Source organism: Bradyrhizobium sp. MOS003 (assembly GCF_003020125.1).
Lineage (GTDB): Bacteria > Pseudomonadota > Alphaproteobacteria > Rhizobiales > Xanthobacteraceae > Bradyrhizobium.
Genome location: NZ_PYFW01000002.1, coordinates 411,133 through 429,891 on the forward strand (window position 1 = coordinate 411,133; position 18,759 = coordinate 429,891).

Below are 18,759 nucleotides of genomic sequence, written 5' to 3' on the forward strand. Positions count from 1 at the left end.
TCATGGTGCATGCCCCTGTCGAAGGGACATGCGCCGGTGACTATCCCTGCCGCGGCGGCACCGCCGGCGGCGTGCCGCCTGACGGCACCGAGCTCGGACGGCGGGCGGCGGCGGAGGCCGCGCTTTCGCCGAATGTTGCCTTGGCGATCTCGCCGATGCCGGCGAGCGAGCCCAGCATGCTCATCGCCTCGACCGGAAGCATGATGACTTTCTGGTTCGGCGAGTCGGCCAGCTGCCCGAACGCCTTGATGTATTTGTCGGCGATGAAGTAATTCAGCGCCGCCACGTCGCCCTTGGAAATCGCTTCGCTGACCATCTGGGTCGCCTTGGCCTCGGCCTCGGCAGACCGCTCGCGGGCTTCGGCATCGCGGAACGCGGCTTCCTTGCGGCCTTCGGCCTGGAGGATCTGACCCTGCTTGGCGCCCTCGGCGCGCAGGATCTCGGACTGGCGCTGGCCTTCGGCGGCGAGAATGTCGGCGCGCTTGACGCGCTCGGCCTTCATCTGCCGGCCCATGGCTTCGACGAGGTCGGCCGGCGGCACGATGTCCTTGATCTCGATGCGGTTGACTTTCAGGCCCCAGGGCGAGACCGCGGCATCGACCACGCGCAGCAGGCGCTCGTTGATCTCGTCGCGGTGCGACAGCACCTGATCGAGATCCATCGAGCCCATCACGGAACGGATGTTCGTCATGGTCAGGACGGTGACGGCCTGGGTCAGGTTGGAGACCTCGTAGCTCGCTTTGGCGGCATCAAACACCTGGTAGAAAGCGACGCCGTCCACCGTCACGGTGGCGTTGTCCTTGGTGATGACCTCCTGCTCCGGGATGTCGATCACCTGCTCCATCATGTTGATCTTGCGTCCGACGCGATCGAAATAGGGCACGATCAGGTTGAGCCCAGGGCTCAGCGTCTGCGTGTATTTGCCGAACCGCTCGATGGTCCAGTCATAGCCCTGCGGCACCGTCTTCACGCCGGCGACCAGCGTGACGATGACGAGCAACACCAGAACAATCGCGAAAATGTCGAAACCGCTCATATTTCCTCCAAGGCAGGGAAACGACCTTCCCGCGCCGTATGTTGGTCGGTATCGCAACCCTACCGGTTCAGCGGTCGCAATTCACGTCGGTATCGGCTCAATTCTGCACAAGTCGTCCAGGCAGGGAATAGTCACGATATGTATTTGCGAGGGGCCCTTGAAAGCTTGCAGGCGTAAGCCTAGCGGCGGAAATTAACGAATCCGAATCGGCTCGTTGGACGATGTCATTCGATGACGTCATTCGCGAGGGCGATGAGGCCCGGGTGAACTGTCACGCCGGACTCCCTGGCGGTCTTGAGGTTGACCGCGAGCTCGAACTTGGTGGGGTTCTGCACTGGCAGGTCGGCTGGCCTCGCGCCCTTCAGGATACGATCGATATAGTCCGCGGCACGGCGGAGCTGCTCGGCGCTGTCGGTGCTGTAGGACATCAGCCCACCCTCATCGACGAAGGTGCGGCTCCAGAACACCGCGGGCCCGCGCGCCTGCGCGATTGCGGCCAGGAGCTGGCCGCGATTGGCCATGGTGAAGAAGTCCGGCAGGATCAAGAAGCCGCCGTCCCGCCGCGAAGCCAGCACGGCGATGGAAGCCGCGTCATGTACCGGCGCGGGCTCGACCGCCACATGGAGCGCCCGCGCCGCGTCCTCGATGGTGCGCAGCATCAGGGGCGCGAACGGCGCGGTGGCGGGATTGTAGACGACGACAACGCGGGACGGTTTCGGGGTGACCTGCGTCAGCATCTCCAGCCATTTGCCGGCCAGCGGGCCGTCATAATCGGTGAAACCTGTGACGTTGCCGCCGGGATGCGCGAGGTTGTCGACAAAGCCCTGGCTGACGGGATCGGTGACGACGGCGAACACGATCGGGATCGTCATGGTGCGCCGGCGCAGCTCCTCGACCGAGGGCGTGCCGAGCGCGAGCAGGACGTCTGGCTTAAGCGCGATCAGCTCGTCGGCGAGCTGCGCGATGCGCTCGCGGTCGCCGCCACCGCTGCGCCAGTCGATCTCGAGGTTGTCGCGCTTTTTCCAGCCAAGGCCGGCGAGCGCCTCGGCCAGGCGGGCCTGGCCGATCACGTCATCGGAGGCAATGACGGAGAGCACGCCGAGCCGGCGTGCGGTGCCCGGCTGCTGCGCCAGGACCGGGACCGGCAGCGCCGCGATCGTCCCAAGAAGCGCCACACACTCACGGCGGTTCACGGGATGCCCATCAGATCCAGCCCTGGAGCTCGCGCAGCACGAGGGTGCGGATCACGTTCATGCCGGGGTCGCTGTCGTTGAGGCAGGGGATCGCGGAAAACTGCTCACCGCCATTGTGCTCGAAGATCTCGGCATTCTCCTGCGCGATCTCCTCCAGCGTTTCCAGGCAGTCGGAGGAAAACCCCGGCGTCACCACCGCAAGGCGACGCACGCCTTCCTTCGCGAGCCGCTCCATGGTCTTGTCGGTGTAGGGCTGCAGCCACTCGTCGAAGCCGAAGCGCGACTGGAAGGTCAAGAGCAGCCTGGTCTCGTCCATGCCGAGCCGACGGCGCAGCGCCGCCGTGGTGGCGATGCAGTGACTCTGATAGGGATCGCCCTTCTCGACATAGGATTTCGGCATGCCGTGGAACGACGCCACGATCAGCTCCGGCTTGAAGGACAGCGTCGAAAGATGCGTCTCGATCGAGATCGCGAGCGCGTCGATATAGGCCTCGTCTTCGTAATAAGGCGGCGTGACGCGGAGCGTTGGCTGGTTCCGCAGGCTGGCAAGCACGCGGAAGACCTCGTCGCAGACCGTTGCCGAGGTCGAGGCCGAATATTGCGGATACAGGGGAACGGTGAGGATGCGCTCGCAGCCCTTGGCGATCAATCCGTCGATGCCGGCCTTGATCGACGGATTGCCGTAGCGCATCGCCCAATCCACCACGACGTGAGCGCGGTCCGACAGCGCCGCGGCGAGCTTGTCGCTCTGCGAGCGCGTGATGGTCTTCAGCGGGGATTCGTTCTTCTCGGTGTTCCAGATCTTGAGATAGTCGCGCGCCTTGGCCCGCGGCCGGGTGTTCAGGATGATCCCATTGAGCACCACCTTCCAGATCAGCCCCTGGTCCTCGATCACCCGGGCGTCGGAGAGGAATTCCTTGAGATAGACCCGCACGCCCCGGGCGTCGGCCGTATCGGGCGTACCGAGATTCACCAGCAGCACGCCGACGCGCGGCAAGGCGGATTGGGCGGCCGGTCTCGCGGCCTCGATGGGAACGACACTGGTCATGGCTCTGTGGGTCGCGCGTTGGCCCGAACTTGTCAAGATGAGGCCGGTTTCGTTAGGGTTGCACCCAGGCTGGGGAGGAAAGATGACACTCGCGGAATGGTGCGTCTTCGGAGCGCTGCTGCTCTATCTATCTACGATCGCCGCGATCAAATGGATCAGGTTTCGGCGCTTCGATAATGCCCGGCCGCGCGACCCCGCCTTCTACGAGGACGCGCTCTCGCAGCGCGCGCTCGGCGCGCACCAGAACGGCATCGAGACCTTCCCGTTCTTCGCCTTCGCGGTACTTCTCGCCGAATACCGGGACTCGCCGCAGCGGCTGATCGACGAACTCGCGGCGCTGTTCCTCATCGTCCGCCTCGCCTATGTGCTGACCTATCTCGGCAACCGCCCGACGCTGCGCTCGATCCTCTGGACCATCGGCTTTGCGATCAATCTCGGGATCTTCTTCATGCCGGCGCTGAAGCGGTTCTTGCCGGTGTGAGCCCCGCGGGGCACGAGTGTGCCTAGAAACACGTCGTCCGTTCAGCCGCGATGTAGCCCAACAAGAGACCTGTTCCGAACAGCAACACGACTCCCGCGGCCGCGAATTCGATGCCGCGCATGAACAGCGCACCGCCGCCGTCGCGTCCTGCGCTGAGGCGGGCGGCGATGTCCTTGGCGGAGACGGCGACGACCGCGATGGCCGCGACCGTGATCGCGGTGCCGAGCCCCATCAGCAAGGTCGCGGCGATGCCGGCCCAGAACAGGCCCTGGGCCAGCGCGAACACCAGCACGAGGATCGCGCCCGAGCAGGGGCGGATGCCGACGGTGAGGATCGCGGCGAACCCGCGCCGCCAGCCGCCGGGGCCGGCGAGCTCGCTCGGCGTGGGGCCATGGGAATGGCCGCAATGTTCGTCATGGACGTGGTCATGCCCGTGATGGGCTTGGGCGTGCGCATGATCATGATCGTGCCGGCGATGATCATGTCCGTGATCGTGATGATCGTGGGCATCATGATGGTGGTGATGACCGTGAGCATGATCGTGCGGCACGCCGGCGAGCGCCGGCACCGGCTGGGCCGCTTGCAGCGCCCTGATGAACATGCGGCCCTTGACCCACACCAGCCGCAGGCCGAACAGCGCAATCAGGCCATAGCTCGCGATCTCGATCACGCCTTCCGCCTTGCACATGGTCTTGGCGGTCGCATTCAGCACCCAGGCCGAAATGCCGACGATCAGGATCGCCACCAGGGACTGCATCAGCGCCGAGGCGAACGACAGCGCAATGCCGCGCCGCGCGGTCTCGCGGTTGGCGACGAGGTAGGAGGCGATCACCGCCTTGCCGTGACCGGGACCGGCAGCGTGGAAGATGCCGTAGGCAAAGGAGATGAAGAGCAGCGTCCACACCGCCGAGCCGTCGGACTTCGCGGCGCGGATGGTCGACGACATCTGGCGATAGAATTCCGACTGTTTTGCCAAGAGCCAGCCGATGATTCCGCTGGCCTCGGGTTCGGCCGCTTGCGCCGGCTTCGGCGCGCCGAACGGATTTTGAGCGAGGACATCGTGAAGCGCGGCATCGGCCACCGACAGCACGGCGACAAGCGCGGCGCAGGCAAGAAGCCCGCGGGCCAGCGGGGAGAGCTTTGGCTTCAAGGGCAATCCACCGTGATCTTGTTGGCGAACATCATGCCGAAATTGCTGTTCTCGCCGTTCAGGAACGTCTGCTCATTGAGCTTCTGGGCCGTGGCCGAGCCGTCGCTGGGGCGATCGAGCTTCATCTGGCAGCCGGCGGGCGCACCGACCAGCTTGACCGGATTGTCCTTGGCCATCTGGAAGTCGATGAAGTAGGAGCGGTCGAACACTTCGAGCACCAGTTGCTTCGGCTTGACCGGGTTCTTCAGCGGCAGCGTGAAGTGCAGGGTCAGGACCGTATCCTTGTAGTCGAGGAAATAGTCGACCGGCTCCTGGAAACGCTCCTTCTTGCCGTCGGCTCGCGCAAAGGTGAAGTAGGCGTATTCCTTCAGCGACTCGACATTGGTCTGCGCCAGCGGCCCGAGCTCCTCGCGGGTATAGGAGCCCTTGGTCTTGCTCTCGAGCCCCTGCACCGCATAGGCCGAGAACATGTCGTCAAACGTCCAGGCGTGGCGGACGCCGGTGATCGAGCCGTCGGCAGCGTAGAGCAGCTCGCTGGTCGCGGTGATCCAGACATGCGGATGGGCATGCGCAGTGCCGGCCGCGAGCGACAGGCCTACGGCGAGCAGCAAGCCGAACAGGGCGCGCATGCCCATCAGGCGGCCTTCGCGTCGTCGAGCAGGCCGCGGCGCCGCAGCAGCGCGTCGGGCTCCGGCGGGCGGCCGCGGAAGGCCTCATAGGCGGCTTCCGGATCGAGCGATCCGCCACTCGAATAGATGTCGTCATGCAGACGCTTGGCGACGGCGGGATCGAAGATGTCGCCGGCCTCCTCGAACGCGCCGAAGGCGTCGGCGTCCATCACCTCCGACCACATGTAGCTGTAATAGCCGGCGGCATAGTGGTCGCCGGTGAAGATGTGGCCGAACTGGGTCGGACGGTGGCGCAGCGCGATCTCCTCGGGCATGCCGATCTTCTCCAACTCGCGTCTCTCGAAGGCGCGGACATCCTGCGCGGCGGCGGCCGGCTGGGTGTGGAATTCGAGATCGACCAGCGCCGAGGAGACGAACTCGACCGTGGCAAAGCTCTGGTTGAATTTTCGTGCGGCCAGGAAGCGCTGCAACAGCTCGTCGGGCAGCGGCTCGCCGGTCTGGTAGTGACGGGCGAATTTCTGCAGCACCTCGGGCCGCTCCTGCCAGTGCTCGTAGAGCTGCGACGGCAGCTCGACGAAGTCGGTGAACACGGACGTGCCCGACAGCGACGGATAGGTCACGTTGGAGAGCATGCCGTGCAGGCCATGGCCGAACTCGTGGAACAGGGTGCGGGCATCGTCGGGCGACAGCAGCGAAGGCTCGCCGCCGGCGCCCTTGGCGAAATTGCAGATGTTGAGAACCAGCGGCGCGACCTCGCCGTCGAGCTTCTGCTGATCGCGCAGCGAGGTCATCCAGGCGCCGGAGCGCTTCGACGGCCGGGCGAAGTAGTCGCCGTAGAACAGCGCCTTGTGCTTGCCGTCCGGCCCCTTCATCTCCCAGACCCGGACGTCGGGATGCCAGACTGGAACGTCCTTGCGTTCATCGAAAGTGACGCCGAACAGGCGCGTGGCGCAGTCGAAGGCGGCGGCGATCATGTTGTCGAGCGAAAGATACGGCTTGATCGCGGAATCGTCGAAATTGGCGCGCTGAAGGCGTAGCTTTTCGGCGTAGAAGCGCCAGTCCCAGGGGGCGAGCTTGAAATTGCCGCCCTCTTCCGCGATCAGCGCCTGCATATCGTCGCGGTCGGCAAGCGCCCGCGCCCGCGCCGGCTTCCAGACCCGCTCCAAGAGGCTCCGCACCGCGTCCGGCGTCTTGGCCATGGAGTCCTCCAGCCGGTAAGCGGCGAAGGTTGTATAGCCCAGCAGCTTGGCGCTCTCTTCGCGCAGCTTCAGGACCTCGACGATGGTTCCATTGTTGTCGTTGGCATTGCCGTTGTCGCCTCGCGCGGTGAAAGCCTTGTAGACCTTCTCGCGCAGATCACGCCGGGCGGAGCTCTTCAGGAACTGTTCGACCGAGGAGCGGGACAGCGTGACGATGGCCTTGCCTTCCATGCCGCGCTCTTCTGCCGCAGCCTTGGCGCTGGCGACGAAGCTCTCCGGCAGGCCCTGGCGGTCGGCCTCCCCCAGCTCCATGACCCAGTCCTGCTCGTCGCCGAGCAGATGATGGCTGAAGCTGGTGCCGAGCTGGGCGAGCCTCTCGTTGATCTCGGCCATCCGCGTCTTGGCCTCATCGGAGAGGCCGGCGCCGGCGCGGTGGAAACGGGTATAGGTGCGCTCCAGCAGGCGAAGCTGCTCTGAAGACAGATCGAGATTGGCGCGATTCTCGTGCAGCTGGGCGATGCGGCCGAACAGCACGGCGTTCATCATGATCGGATTCCAGTGCCTTGCCATCCGCAGCGAGACCTCCTTGTCGATCTCCAGGATGGCCGGGTTGGAATGCGCCGACACGAGGTCGTAGAACACGGCCGCCACCTTGCTCAGCAGCTTGCCCGAGCGCTCCAGCGCCGTGATGGTGTTGGCGAAGTCGGGCGCAGCCGGATCGTTGGTGATCGCCGCGATCTCGGCGGAATGGTCGGCGAAGGCCTGCTCGAAGGCCGGCAGGAAGTGCTCCGGCTCGATCTCGTCGAAGGGCGGGGTCGCAAACGGCGTCACCCAGGCCTTCAGCAGCGGGTTGGTCTCGGAGTCGGTAATTTGGCGGGGTTCTGACATCACAAGTCCCAATTTCATGGCTCAATTGTTGCGGCCAGCTATAGCACGCGATGGGGCTTTTTTGGGCCATTTGCCCTTGCCCCCGGCCGCCTTTTCGAGGAGATTGCGGCCCTCGACAGACCCTGGACCCCTGAGCTCATGAACGCGCCTTCCTCCTCTTCCCGTCAGATCGTCTGGCCAAGCGTCATCACCGTCATCAGCGCCGCCATCCTGATCGGCGCCGAGGTGTTCGGCGCGGCGTTCGCCGGCGGCTGGGCGCTCGCGATCCTGTTCGGGCTCGGCGATCAGGGCACGCACATCCTGCAGGCCGTTCTGTTCGCGCTCGGCGTGCTCGTGATGACCGCATTCATCCGCGCAGCTCAGCGCGTCGAGCCCTTCACGAAGCGCGGCTGAATTTGCTCGCGCGAGTAACGCGCACTGAGCTCAAAAACTTAACGCCCGTTCATCTTCCGCGTCGCGCGCGCAACACTGCGCAAGCAGATGTTAGGCAATTCTGTTCTCAGCCTAAAAAAATTCTTGCGAAGCAGAGTCAAAACGCTTATGTGCGCTCTTGCCCAATTTCGCACGTGCCTGTGGTCGTGTGTCAGTCGGTAGGTATCCGGACAAGAGGCCGGACAGCCGCCAAGGGGTGAAGAAGCCGAGGGGCTCTTCGGAAGTGCGGAAGTCAAAGACCGAAGGTCGCAAGACCTGAAGGTTGGAAGGCGAAGCAAACCCGGAGCGTCCAGCATCTCTCTCAAGAGATGCCTTGTCGAAGGTGACTTCACTTTTTGCAACCGTGACTGGCAGCCGGAGGCGAACCGGCGCACCCCGCTCTCAACGGGGGACGCGACTTAAAGCAACGACGGATCGGGCTTTTTTGGTCTCTACCGGCATTCCAACGCCGGCGCGGGCTACTGAAAAGGCTTGTCCTTCATTGCCAGGTGTGCGGGCGGGAAATTCCCAACCAATCCACGGCAGCACAGTCTGATTTGAGTCTTTGGCTCGTCGCGCCTCCATCGCGCGATCTGGCCGGGGCGCTTATCCGACGACATTTTTTGAACGGATCCCCGTCGCTGGGCCGTTTGGGAGAGTGCTATGACCGAACGTATTCAGGAATTCCTGCGCAACCGCCGCAGCGAGGGCCAGGACACCGAGCCTTGCCTCGTGGTCGACCTCGAAGTCGTGCGCGACAATTACCAGACCTTTGCCAAGGCGCTGCCCGACAGCCGTGTGTTCTATGCCGTCAAGGCGAACCCGGCGCCGGAAGTGCTGTCGCTGCTCGCGTCCATGGGCTCCTGCTTCGACACCGCGACGGTCGCCGAGATCGAGATGGCGCTGGCCGCGGGTGCGACGCCCGACCGCATCTCTTTCGGCAACACGATCAAGAAGGAGCGCGACATCGCGCGCGCCTTCGCGCTCGGCATTCGCCTGTTCGCTGTCGATTGCACCGCCGAAGTCGAGAAGATCGGCCGGGCCGCTCCCGGCGCGAAGGTGTTCTGCCGTATCCTCTATGACTGCGCCGGCGCCGAGTGGCCGCTGTCGCGCAAGTTCGGCTGCGACCCGGAAATGGCCGTCGAGGTGCTCGACGCTGCCAAGCGCCTGGGCCTGGAGCCGTGCGGCATCTCCTTCCATGTCGGCTCGCAGCAGCGCAAGGTGAAGGCGTGGGACCGTGCGCTGGCGATGGCCTCGCAGGTGTTCCGTGACTGCGCCGAGCGCGGCATCAACCTGACCATGGTCAACATGGGCGGCGGCTTCCCGACCAAGTACCTGAAGGACGTGCCGCCGGTGGTGACCTACGGCCGGTCGATCTTCCGCGCGCTGCGCAAGCACTTCGGCAACCAGATTCCGGAGACCATCATCGAGCCGGGCCGCGGCATGGTGGGCAACGCCGGCATCATCGAATCCGAGGTCGTGCTCATCTCGAAGAAGAGCGACGAGGACGAGGTGCGCTGGGTGTACCTCGACATCGGCAAGTTCGGCGGTCTCGCCGAGACGATGGACGAGTCGATCCGCTATGCCATCCGCACCCGTCACGACGGCGCGGACATGACGCCGTGCGTGCTCGCAGGCCCGACCTGCGACAGCGCCGACGTGCTGTACGAGAAGAGCCCGTATCCGCTCCCGGTCACGCTCGAGATCGGCGACAAGGTGCTGATCGAAGGCACCGGGGCCTATACGTCGACCTACTCGGCGGTGGCGTTCAACGGCATCCCGCCGCTGAGGACGTACCACATCTGATCCCCGCCTCCTCCTCTGAGGCCTGACGAACCCGGGAGCCGGCTTGCCGGCTCCTCCCCTGACATTGCCATTCTGATGACGCTTGAGCCCGCGCGCCGGTGGCGCACGGATTCAAGCGGGGACTGACGCGCCATGACTGCTCCTCGGAAGCCACAGATCGCCCTCACCTCGAAAGCTGCTCCGTTCGTGATCCGCGCGGAGCGTGCTGCCGACGTCGCTGTGCGTGAAGCGCTGCTCGATGCCTGCTTTGGCGAGAACCGCCACGGCCGCACCTGCCAGCGCCTGCGCGACGGTCGCGCACCTGCCGCGGGGCTTGCCCTGTCGGCGGTGCGCGAGGGCAACCTCGTGGGAACCGTGCGGCTGTGGCACGTCAGCGCCGGAGGCAGGCCCGCTCTGGTCCTCGGACCGCTGGCGGTGGATCCTGCCTGCCGCGAGCTCGGGATCGGCGCCGCGCTGATGCATCAAGCGCTGGCCGCCGCCCGGGCGCGCGGGCATGAAGCCGTCATCCTGCTCGGCGACGCCCCCTATTATGCCCGCTTCGGCTTCTCGGACGAGAAGACGGCTGAGCTCTCGCTGCCCGGCCCCTTCGAACGCGACCGTCTGCTTGCGATCGAATTCACCGGCGGCGCGCTCGACGGCGCCGAGGGGATGATTGTGCCGACCGGCGCGCCGCTGTCCAAACGGAGGTCGGTTCGTCCCCTCCAGGCGCGCGCGGCCTGAGGGATTGCCATGATGGCGACGACCGAGCCGCGTAAAGCGGCAATGGCTAGTTGCGCCCGGACTGACGCCCGTTCTTTCGGGGTTGCGTGAGCCCCGGAAACGCCCTTTAACCCCGCGAAACACCCCCTTCAGTCGAGGTCCAAAACATGTCCCGTCGCCTGATCTCCACCGGCTCTCCGCTAGAGAAGACCGTCGGCTACAGCCGCGCCGTGATCGACGGCGAGTTCGCCTTCGTGGCGGGCACCACCGGCTATGACTACACGACGATGACGATGCCATCAGACGTCACGAGCCAGTCACGCAACTGCTTCAAGACCATCGCAGCCGCCCTGAAGGAGGGCGGATTCGAGATGGCCGATATTGTCCGCGCGACCTACTACGTCACCGACGCCAGCACCATAGACGCTCACTTCGCTGTCTGTGGCGAGGTCCTGGGTGACATCAGGCCGGCGGCGACGTTGCTGGTCGTCAGCGCCCTCGCCAAGCCCGAGATGAAAGTCGAGATCGAAGTCACCGCCAAGCGCCGCGGCGTCTAAAGCGCCGCAGCGCCTGATCCATCCCCTCGCCATTGTTTGCCAGCACGTTCCGGAGAACCATCCCATGAGCCCCGCCTCGCAGATCTACGCGAAGATCACCGGTCCCATCGTCATGGTCGGCTTCGGCTCCATCGGCAAGGGCACGCTGCCCCTGATCGAGCGGCACCTCGACTACGACAAGTCGCGCGTCACCGTGATCGATCCCAAGGACGAGGGCCGCAAGGCGCATTGCGAGAAGCAGAATGTGCGCTTCATCCAGAAGGGCGTGACAAAAGACAATTATCGCGAGTTGCTGACGCCGCTGCTCACCGAAGGCGGCGGCCAGGGCTTTTGCGTCAATCTCTCGGTCGATACCGGCTCGACCGACATCATGGAGCTCTGCAACGAGCTCGGCGCGCTCTATATCGACACCGTCAACGAGCCCTGGCTCGGCTTCTATTTCGATGCCTCCAAGGGCCCGGAGGCGCGCTCCAACTACGCGCTTCGCGAAGCGACGCTGGCCGCCAAGCGCGCACGCCCCGCGGGCTCGACGACGGCCGTCTCCTGCTGCGGCGCCAATCCCGGCATGGTCTCCTTCTTCGTCAAGCAGGCGCTGCTCAATGTCGCCGCTGACCTCAAGCTCAACGCCCCCAAGCCCAAGACCAAGGCCGAATGGGCGGATCTGATGCGGCAGGCCGGCATCAAGGGCATCCACATCGCCGAACGTGACACCCAGCGCTCCAAGAGGCCGAAGGAGCCCGACGTCTTCGTCAACACCTGGTCGGTGGAAGGTTTCCTGTCGGAAGGCGTGCAGCCGTCCGAACTCGGCTGGGGCACCCACGAGAAATGGATGCCCGAGAATGCGCGGACCCACGAAGCCGGCTGCGGCGCAGCCATCTATCTGATGCAGCCCGGCGCCAACACGCGCGTGCGGACCTGGTGCCCGACCCGCGGCGCGCAATATGGCTTCCTCGTCACCCACAACGAGTCGATCTCGATCGCCGACTATTTCACCGTGCGCGACGCCTCGGGCAATGCGGTCTACCGGCCGACCTGCCACTATGCCTATCATCCGGCCGACGATGCCGTTCTGTCGCTGCACGAAATGTTCGGCCGCGCCGCCAAGATGCAGGAGAAGCACCACATCCTCGACGAGAACGAGATTGTCGACGGCATCGACGAGCTCGGCGTGCTGCTGTTCGGCCACGACAACAATGCCTATTGGTACGGCTCGCAGCTCTCCATCGAAGAAACCCGCAAGCTCGCGCCCTATCAGAACGCCACCGGCCTGCAGGTGACCTCCGCCGTACTCGGCGGCATGGTATGGGCGCTGGAGAACCCGAACGAGGGCATCGTCGAAGCCGACGAGATGGATTTCGATCGCCTGCTGGAAATCCAGCTGCCCTATCTCGGCCCGGTGAAGGGTTTTTACACCGACTGGACGCCGCTGACGGACCGGCCGGGCCTATTCCCGGAGGATATCGACACCAGCGATCCCTGGCAGTTCAGGAATATCTTGGTGCGGTAATCACCGCCGTCATGCCCGGGCTTGTCCTCGGGCATCCACTCGACTCGCGGCACGCCAAAAACATTGATGGCCGGGACAAGCCCGGCCAAGACGCTGCTAGCGCGAACTCCCTACTTCTTCTCGATCGGCGGCGCGATCTTCTCGGCCGGCGCCGGAGGCAATGCCGGCTTCGCCGCGCCCTGCGTCTGCGGATCGGGACGCGCCGGTTCTGGAGCCGGCGTGGTCGGCCGGTCGCCGCCGGGCTTGGCTTCGGCAGGCTTGTTCTGATCGTCGGACGGTGTGCCCTGGAGCGGCTGCGTAGCCTGCGCTAGCTCCACGCGACCTTCAGCGCGGATCTGCGCGATCGATACCCCTGATATCACGACGCCGGCCGCAAGCATCGAGCAGGCGATCATGAAGTCGAGTTTCAGTCTGCGCTTGTCATTGCCGAGCATGTCGATCACCGCCTTTGTCCGCGATATCAACGAAGTCGCCGGGCCGCGGTTCCGTAACAGCTCAAGCGGGAACCGCCCGTTCGCGCGCCAAAACGCCGCGCTCAGTCCGAGGTGCTGACTTCCCAGGTGGCGTGGCGTACGCCCGGCAGGTGCTGGAGAGCGGTTGCAGCCGCGTTCAGCTCGTTCGGATCGACCGCCGTTGCGACCAGCTTGGCCACGATCTCCAGATTGTCTTCGCCGATCTCGACGACTTCGATATCGGCCACCGGATATTTCGCAGCCTCCAGCTTTTCGACGAGACGATCACGCATATCGGGGAGCGCCTCGGTGGCGACCGCGAGCTTGAAGTAATAGGTCGCCTCGGAGGCCTTCTCGTTCAGCGGGATGCGGTTGATGGCGTTGACCAGCGGACGCAGCATGGTGTTGCCAGCGATGACGAACACGGTCAGCGCAGCCGCCTGCGCGACCATGTCGGCGCCGGCGCAGGAGCCGACCGCAGCCGAGGCCCACAGCGTCGCCGCGGTGTTGAGCCCGCGCACGTCCATGCCTTGCTTCATGATGACGCCGGCGCCGAGGAAGCCGATGCCGGATACGACATAGGAGATCACCCGGACCGCGCCATCGGAGCCCGTCAGATGCATGGCGAGATCGACGAAGGCGGCCGCGCCGACCGCGACCAGCACATTGGTGCGCAGGCCCGCGGTGCGCTGCCGGTATTGCCGCTCGGCGCCGATCAGCGTGCCCAGCACGAAGGCCGTCAACAGGCTGACCAGCGTGTCGGCGAAATCGGCGAACTGGAACGTCGTCAGAAACCGCATGGTCCCCCTATACGGTCAGAACGATGACAGATTAAAGCTCCAGCAGCCCGCCGTCCCCGTTTTCATCCGCAAACGCCAGCAGGGTGCCCTTGGCGTTCCAGGCGAGCGCGGCGACGGGCGGCGTGCCGTTGCGGCGCACCAGGATTTCGGCGCCGTCCTCCAGCCGCACCATCAGCACGGTGCCGTCGCTGTAGCCGGCGGCGAAGATGTCGTTCTTCGGATGACAAGCGACCACGGACACGCGCGCCTGCAGCGGCGCCAGCATCGCGGGCTCCTTGCCCATCGGGCCGTCCTTGCTGGCGAACGGCCAGACGATGACGGTGTCTGCGCCCGAGGTCGCGAGCCCCTTGCCGCCCGCGCTCCAGGACATCGAACGGACGCGGCCGGGATAGCCGGTCATGCGCATGTGCCTGTTATCGGCGAGGCGCCAGCCGTGCAGCGCCGACTCGTGCATCGTGGTGACCAGGAATTTGTTGTCCGGGCTGAAGGTGACGCCGAGATGCGAGCCGGCCCAGGGCAGGAATTCAGCCGAGTCCGCCATGTTGGGAAACCACAGCGTCGCGCCGTTGTAATGCGCGATCGCGAGGCGCAGCCCCTTGGGCGCGAACGCGAGGCCGCCGACGGTCGAGGGCACCTCGAGCGACTTCTCTTCGTTCTTGCCACTCTTGACGAAAGCGAACTTCCCGGCCGACCAGGCATAGGCACCGTCGGGATGCAGCGCCACCGCGTCGATCCAGCGCCGCTTCGGGTCGGTCGCGAGCAGCGTCACCTCCCCCTTGGCGTCGAGCGCGACGACCTTGCCGTCGTCGCCGCCCATCACGAGGCGCTTGCCGTCGCAGGCGGTGGAGAGAATACCGCCACTGTGAACAGCGACCGTGCTGATCTCGCCCTTGTCATCGACGAACGCGACGTTCTCCTCGCCGCCGACGAAGACGGCGCGATCTCCGAGGAAATGCGCCGAGGTCACGCCCATGCCGAGCGCAACGGGCTTGACGCGATCGGTGACGGAGACGATCGAGGCGGAATCGGGGGCCGGCGTAAACTCTTTCATCACGAGACGATGCAGCTCTCGAAACCCTCGCGGATGGCCTTCTCCGGCAATTCGCGGCCGATGAAGACGAGGCGGCTCTGGCGCGGCTCGCCATCCTTCCACTTCCGCTGATGGTCGCCCTCCAGCATCATGTGGACGCCCTGGAAGACGTAGCGGTCATCGTCGTCGTGGAAGGAGAGGATCCCCTTGGAGCGCAGGATCTTGCCGCCCTCGACCTGCACCAGGTTCTGCAGCCAGGGCATGAACACGTTCGGATCAAGCGGCTTGTCGGTCTTGAGCGACAGCGACTGCATGTCCTCGTCGTGATAGTGCTTCAGACCGTGGCCGTGATCATGGTGGTGATGATGGTCGTGGCCGTGATGATCATGGTCGTGGTCATGATCGTCGGCCTCGAGGAAATCCGGTTCGATCTCGAGGATGCGGTCGAGGTCGAAGGCACCGCGGTCGAGCACGTCGGCCAGGGCCACCGAGCAGCGCTCGGTGCGGTGGAGTTTCGCATAGGGGTTGATGGCGCGGATGCGGGCCTCGACCTCGGCGAGCTCGCCCTTGCTGACGAGATCGGTCTTGTTCAGCACGATGACGTCGGCGAAGGCGATCTGGTTCTTGGCCTCGGGCGCGTCCTTGAGCCGGTCGGACAGCCATTTGGCGTCGGCCACCGTGACCACGGCATCAAGCCGCGCATTCTTCTGCACGTCCTCGTCGACGAAGAAGGTCTGGGCGACCGGCGCCGGATCGGCGAGGCCGGTGGTCTCGACGATGATGGCGTCGAACTTGCCCTTGCGCTTCATCAGGCCGTCCATGATGCGGACGAGGTCCCCGCGCACGGTGCAGCAGATGCAGCCGTTGTTCATCTCGAACACTTCCTCGTCGGCGCCGATGATGAGGTCGTTGTCGATGCCGATCTCGCCAAATTCGTTGACGATCACGGCGTATTTCTTGCCGTGGTTCTCCGACAGGATGCGGTTGAGGAGCGTGGTCTTGCCGGCACCGAGATAGCCGGTCAGGACGGTCACGGGAATTTTCTGGGACGCTTCAGACATAACAACTCCGACATCGGGCTTTTTCGCGCGACGCGAGGCGGGGTGGCCCCTGCCCTAGTGGTCAAGCGCGCTGGTCAGGGCCTTTATATTGTGCCTGACCATATCAATGTAAGTGGGTGCAGGCCCCTTTTCGCCCGTCAAACCGTCCGAAATCAGGGTCCCCCCGACTTTTGAGCCGGTCTCCGCCGCGATCCGCCGGATCAGCCGGTCATCGCTGATATTTTCCAGGAACACGGCCGGTATTTTTTGGGCCTTGATCTGGCCTATGATGGCCGCGATGTCCCGGGCGCTCGGCTCGGTTTCCGTGGAGACCCCCAAGGGGGCGATGAACCGGACACCGTATTCGGCGGAAAAATAGCCGAAGGCGTCATGGGTCGAGATCACCTTGCGCCGGTCCGGGGGGATCCTGGCCACGGCCTCGCGGACCTCGCGGTCGAGGGTTTCGAGCTTTTCCAGATAGGCTTTTGCCTGGGCCCGGAAGAACTCCGCATCATCAGGGGCGGCCACGGCCAGCGCCTTGGCGATATCGGTCGCGTAGACCTTGGCGTTGGGGACGGACTGCCAGGCATGGGGATCGGCGGCCGCGCCGAGCTTCAGCGGCGTGATACCGGCGCTCGCGGTGACGACTGTTGCCTTGCTGCCGGAGGATTGCACGAGGCGCGGCAGCCAGCCTTCGAGACCGAGCCCGTTGACGACGACAAGCTTCGCATCAGCGATCCGCTTCGCATCGCTCGGCGCTGGCGTGTAGACGTGGACGTCGCTGTCGGGGCTGACCAGCGTCGTGACGTTGACCCGGTCGCCGCCGATGGTGCGGACGAAGTCGCCGAGGATCGAGAAGCTCGCGACGACGTTGAGCCGCTCCGCGGCGCGCAGCGGCGAGGCAGCCAGCAACAGCACACAAAGCAGGATGAGCCGCATCGCCGTCACGCTTCCAGATGCCGGCCGGGAAACAGCTGCCGGACGATGCCGCCGACGCGGCCGAACAGCACGGAGACGATGTAGAGCATGGTCGCCACCAGGATGATCGCAGGGCCCGAGGGCACGCGGGTCTGGAACGACAGCACGAGGCCGGCATAGCCCGAGATCGCAGCCGCGACCACCGCGATGCAGATCATAACGGTGAGATCACGCGACCAGAACCGCGCGATACCCGCCGGCAGGATCATCAGGCCGACCGCGAGCAGCGTGCCGAGCGCCTGAAAGCCGTTGACGAGGTTGACCACGACCAGCGCCAGGAAGGCGAGATGCGCGGGACCTCCGGCGCGGCTCACAGTGCGCAAAAACAAGGGATCGACACTCTCGATCACCAGCGGGCGGTAGATCACCGCAAGCACCAGCAGCGTCACCGTGGCGTTGAAGGCCACCACCAGCAGCGTCTGGTCGTCCATCGCGAGGATGTTGCCGAACAAGACATGGAGCAGGTCGATGTTGGTGCCCTTGATCGAGACGATGGTGACGCCGAGCGCCAGCGAGGCCAGATAGAAGGTTGCGAGCGAGGCGTCCTCCTTCAGCCCGGTCGAGCGCGCGACCACGCCGGCGAGGATCGCAACCGCAAAGCCGGCGATCAGGCCGCCCGCCGTCATCGCGAACAGATTGAGGCCGGAAAGCAGGAAGCCGACGGCGGCGCCCGGCAGGATCGCATGCGCCATGGCATCGCCAACGAGGCTCATCCGCCGTAGCATCAGGAAGACGCCGATCGGCGCTCCCGCCAGAGACAGCGCGATCACGGCGGCTAGCGCGCGCCGCATGAACTCGAATTCGGTGAACGGGCCGATCAGCGCGTCATAGAGCATCGGTGATCACGCCGCCCGCGAGCTGATATCGTCGCCTGCGCAGGCCGCGGCGGTGTCGTCGAACGCCTCGCACATCCGCATCGCCACCAGCAGGTTTTCCGGCGTCAGCACTTCCGCGGTCGGGCCCCACGCGACGGGGCCGCGCGCCAGCACCAGCGTCTCGCTGAAATGGTTGCGTACCATCTCCATGTCGTGCAGCGCGGCCAGCACGGTGCGGCCCTCGCCGTGCCAGTGCTTCACCAGCGCGAGCAGGTCGGTCGTGGTCTTGCTGTCGATGGCGTTGAAGGGCTCGTCCAGCACGATGAGCGAAGCGTCCTGCAACAGCACGCGCGCGAACAGCACGCGCTGCATCTGGCCGCCCGACAGCGTGCCGATCGGGCGGTTCTCGAAACCGTTGAGGCCAACGGCGCCGATCGCGCCCAGGATCTTCCCGCGCGCGGCCTTGCCGATGCCGCCGAACAGGCCGGTCCCGCGCCACAGCCCGGTGCCGACGAAGTCGAACACCGAGATCGGGAAGCTGCGGTCGATCTCCGCGCTCTGCGGCAGATAGGCGATATCGCGGGAGTCGAGCCCGCCGAGATGAATGCTGCCGTCGAGCGGCCGGAGGATGCCGACGATGCCGCGCAGCAGGGTCGACTTGCCGGCGCCGTTCGGCCCGATCACGGCGACCAGCGCGCCCCGCGCGACCTCGCCGTTGAGATGATGCACGGCCGGGTGCCGATCGTAGCCGAGCGTGACATTGTTGAAATGCAGTGCTGCCACGGTCACCTCATCGCCAGCAAGACCACGCCCCAGAGCACGGCACAGACGGCGAGCGCCGCGGCGAGGCGTGCGGCCATGGTCATGCGCAGGATCGACCAGTGCGCCGTTTGGGCGGGATGCGGGGAGGCAGCGTCGTGGACATGGGCGTGGCTGTGGTCGTGCCCGTGTGCATGCACGTGGCCGTGGGAGTGGCCGTCGGCATGGTCATGATGATGGGTGTGAGACGCGGCGGGAACCATGCCAAAGACGTTATATTA

20 protein-coding genes are annotated in these 18,759 nt (G+C 65.2%); 6 read left to right on the forward strand and 14 right to left on the reverse strand.

Going from position 1 to position 18,759, the window contains the following annotated elements; genetic code table 11:
* Positions 1-40 precede the first annotated feature (40 nt).
* The 3 genes from C7G42_RS12390 to hemH all read right to left on the reverse strand — a co-directional run bounded on the left by C7G42_RS12390 (position 41) and on the right by hemH (position 3,277).
* Positions 41-1,036, reverse strand: a complete 996-nt coding sequence (locus C7G42_RS12390) for an SPFH domain-containing protein (RefSeq protein ID WP_106949252.1) — start codon at positions 1,034-1,036, stop codon at positions 41-43.
* 224 nt (positions 1,037-1,260) lie between these two features.
* Complete coding sequence (locus C7G42_RS12395) at positions 1,261-2,229, reverse strand: ABC transporter substrate-binding protein (RefSeq protein ID WP_106949253.1); 969 nt, start codon at positions 2,227-2,229, stop codon at positions 1,261-1,263.
* Between the two features lie 10 nt (positions 2,230-2,239).
* Positions 2,240-3,277: a ferrochelatase gene (gene hemH / locus C7G42_RS12400; protein ID WP_106949254.1), complete on the reverse strand. Its 1,038-nt coding sequence runs from the start codon at positions 3,275-3,277 to the stop codon at positions 2,240-2,242.
* Positions 3,278-3,359: 82 nt separating this feature from the next.
* Between hemH and C7G42_RS12405 the strand changes: the two genes are divergently transcribed.
* Positions 3,360-3,758 carry an MAPEG family protein gene (locus tag C7G42_RS12405; RefSeq protein ID WP_106949255.1) on the forward strand — a complete coding sequence of 133 codons (399 nt, stop codon included), beginning with the start codon at positions 3,360-3,362 and terminating at the stop codon, positions 3,756-3,758.
* 22 nt (positions 3,759-3,780) lie between these two features.
* On the opposite strand, the gene C7G42_RS12410 is transcribed toward C7G42_RS12405, so the two are convergent.
* From C7G42_RS12410 to C7G42_RS12420, 3 genes are read right to left on the reverse strand one after another with little or no spacing between them, the layout of a single operon-like run.
* Positions 3,781-4,908: a nickel/cobalt transporter gene (locus C7G42_RS12410; protein ID WP_199580862.1), complete on the reverse strand. Its 1,128-nt coding sequence runs from the start codon at positions 4,906-4,908 to the stop codon at positions 3,781-3,783.
* The gene (locus tag C7G42_RS12415; RefSeq protein WP_106949257.1) at positions 4,905-5,543 is read right to left on the reverse strand and encodes a DUF1007 family protein; all 639 of its coding nucleotides are present in this window, start codon (positions 5,541-5,543) and stop codon (positions 4,905-4,907) included. The genes C7G42_RS12410 and C7G42_RS12415 overlap by 4 nt, the downstream gene beginning before the upstream one ends.
* Positions 5,543-7,624 carry a M3 family metallopeptidase gene (locus C7G42_RS12420; protein ID WP_106949258.1) on the reverse strand — a complete coding sequence of 694 codons (2,082 nt, stop codon included), beginning with the start codon at positions 7,622-7,624 and terminating at the stop codon, positions 5,543-5,545. Before C7G42_RS12420 ends, C7G42_RS12415 begins: the two co-directional genes overlap by 1 nt.
* 138 nt (positions 7,625-7,762) lie before the next feature.
* On the opposite strand from C7G42_RS12420, the gene C7G42_RS12425 reads away from it, so the two are divergent.
* From C7G42_RS12425 to C7G42_RS12450, 5 genes are all read left to right on the forward strand, one after another.
* Entirely contained in the window at positions 7,763-8,017 is a 255-nt protein-coding gene (locus C7G42_RS12425) for a hypothetical protein (protein WP_106949259.1), read from the forward strand.
* Between the two features lie 681 nt (positions 8,018-8,698).
* Positions 8,699-9,841 carry a type III PLP-dependent enzyme gene (locus tag C7G42_RS12435; protein ID WP_106949260.1) on the forward strand — a complete coding sequence of 381 codons (1,143 nt, stop codon included), beginning with the start codon at positions 8,699-8,701 and terminating at the stop codon, positions 9,839-9,841.
* 132 nt (positions 9,842-9,973) lie between these two features.
* Positions 9,974-10,561 (forward strand): GNAT family N-acetyltransferase, encoded by a 588-nt coding sequence (locus C7G42_RS12440; RefSeq protein ID WP_106949261.1) that lies wholly within the window; start codon positions 9,974-9,976, stop codon positions 10,559-10,561.
* Between the two features lie 146 nt (positions 10,562-10,707).
* Positions 10,708-11,097 carry a RidA family protein gene (locus C7G42_RS12445; protein ID WP_106949262.1) on the forward strand — a complete coding sequence of 130 codons (390 nt, stop codon included), beginning with the start codon at positions 10,708-10,710 and terminating at the stop codon, positions 11,095-11,097.
* 64 nt (positions 11,098-11,161) lie between these two features.
* A complete protein-coding gene (locus C7G42_RS12450) occupies positions 11,162-12,604 on the forward strand; it encodes a homospermidine synthase (RefSeq protein WP_106949263.1) in 1,443 nt (480 codons plus the stop codon).
* A gap of 110 nt (positions 12,605-12,714) precedes the next feature.
* Here the strand turns inward: C7G42_RS12450 and C7G42_RS35280 are convergent, their stop codons facing one another.
* The 8 genes from C7G42_RS35280 to C7G42_RS35765 form a co-directional block, all read right to left on the reverse strand.
* Positions 12,715-13,038, reverse strand: coding sequence for a hypothetical protein (locus C7G42_RS35280; protein WP_199580911.1), 324 nt, complete (start codon positions 13,036-13,038; stop codon positions 12,715-12,717).
* Positions 13,039-13,139: 101 nt separating this feature from the next.
* A complete protein-coding gene (locus C7G42_RS12460; RefSeq protein WP_106949265.1) occupies positions 13,140-13,856 on the reverse strand; it encodes an MgtC/SapB family protein in 717 nt (238 codons plus the stop codon).
* 31 nt (positions 13,857-13,887) lie between these two features.
* Positions 13,888-14,907: a WD40 repeat domain-containing protein gene (locus tag C7G42_RS12465; protein WP_199580863.1), complete on the reverse strand. Its 1,020-nt coding sequence runs from the start codon at positions 14,905-14,907 to the stop codon at positions 13,888-13,890.
* On the reverse strand, positions 14,907-15,947 hold the full coding sequence (locus C7G42_RS12470) for a CobW family GTP-binding protein (RefSeq protein WP_106949267.1): 1,041 nt from the start codon (positions 15,945-15,947) through the stop codon (positions 14,907-14,909). Before C7G42_RS12470 ends, C7G42_RS12465 begins: the two co-directional genes overlap by 1 nt.
* A gap of 54 nt (positions 15,948-16,001) precedes the next feature.
* Positions 16,002-16,865 (reverse strand): metal ABC transporter substrate-binding protein, encoded by an 864-nt coding sequence (locus C7G42_RS12475; RefSeq protein ID WP_199580864.1) that lies wholly within the window; start codon positions 16,863-16,865, stop codon positions 16,002-16,004.
* Positions 16,866-16,870: 5 nt separating this feature from the next.
* Entirely contained in the window at positions 16,871-17,740 is an 870-nt protein-coding gene (locus tag C7G42_RS12480; protein ID WP_106949269.1) for a metal ABC transporter permease, read from the reverse strand.
* Positions 17,741-17,746: 6 nt separating this feature from the next.
* Positions 17,747-18,502 (reverse strand): metal ABC transporter ATP-binding protein, encoded by a 756-nt coding sequence (locus C7G42_RS12485; protein ID WP_199580865.1) that lies wholly within the window; start codon positions 18,500-18,502, stop codon positions 17,747-17,749.
* Between the two features lie 2 nt (positions 18,503-18,504).
* The gene (locus C7G42_RS35765; RefSeq protein ID WP_106949271.1) at positions 18,505-18,741 is read right to left on the reverse strand and encodes a hypothetical protein; all 237 of its coding nucleotides are present in this window, start codon (positions 18,739-18,741) and stop codon (positions 18,505-18,507) included.
* Positions 18,742-18,759 lie beyond the last annotated feature (18 nt).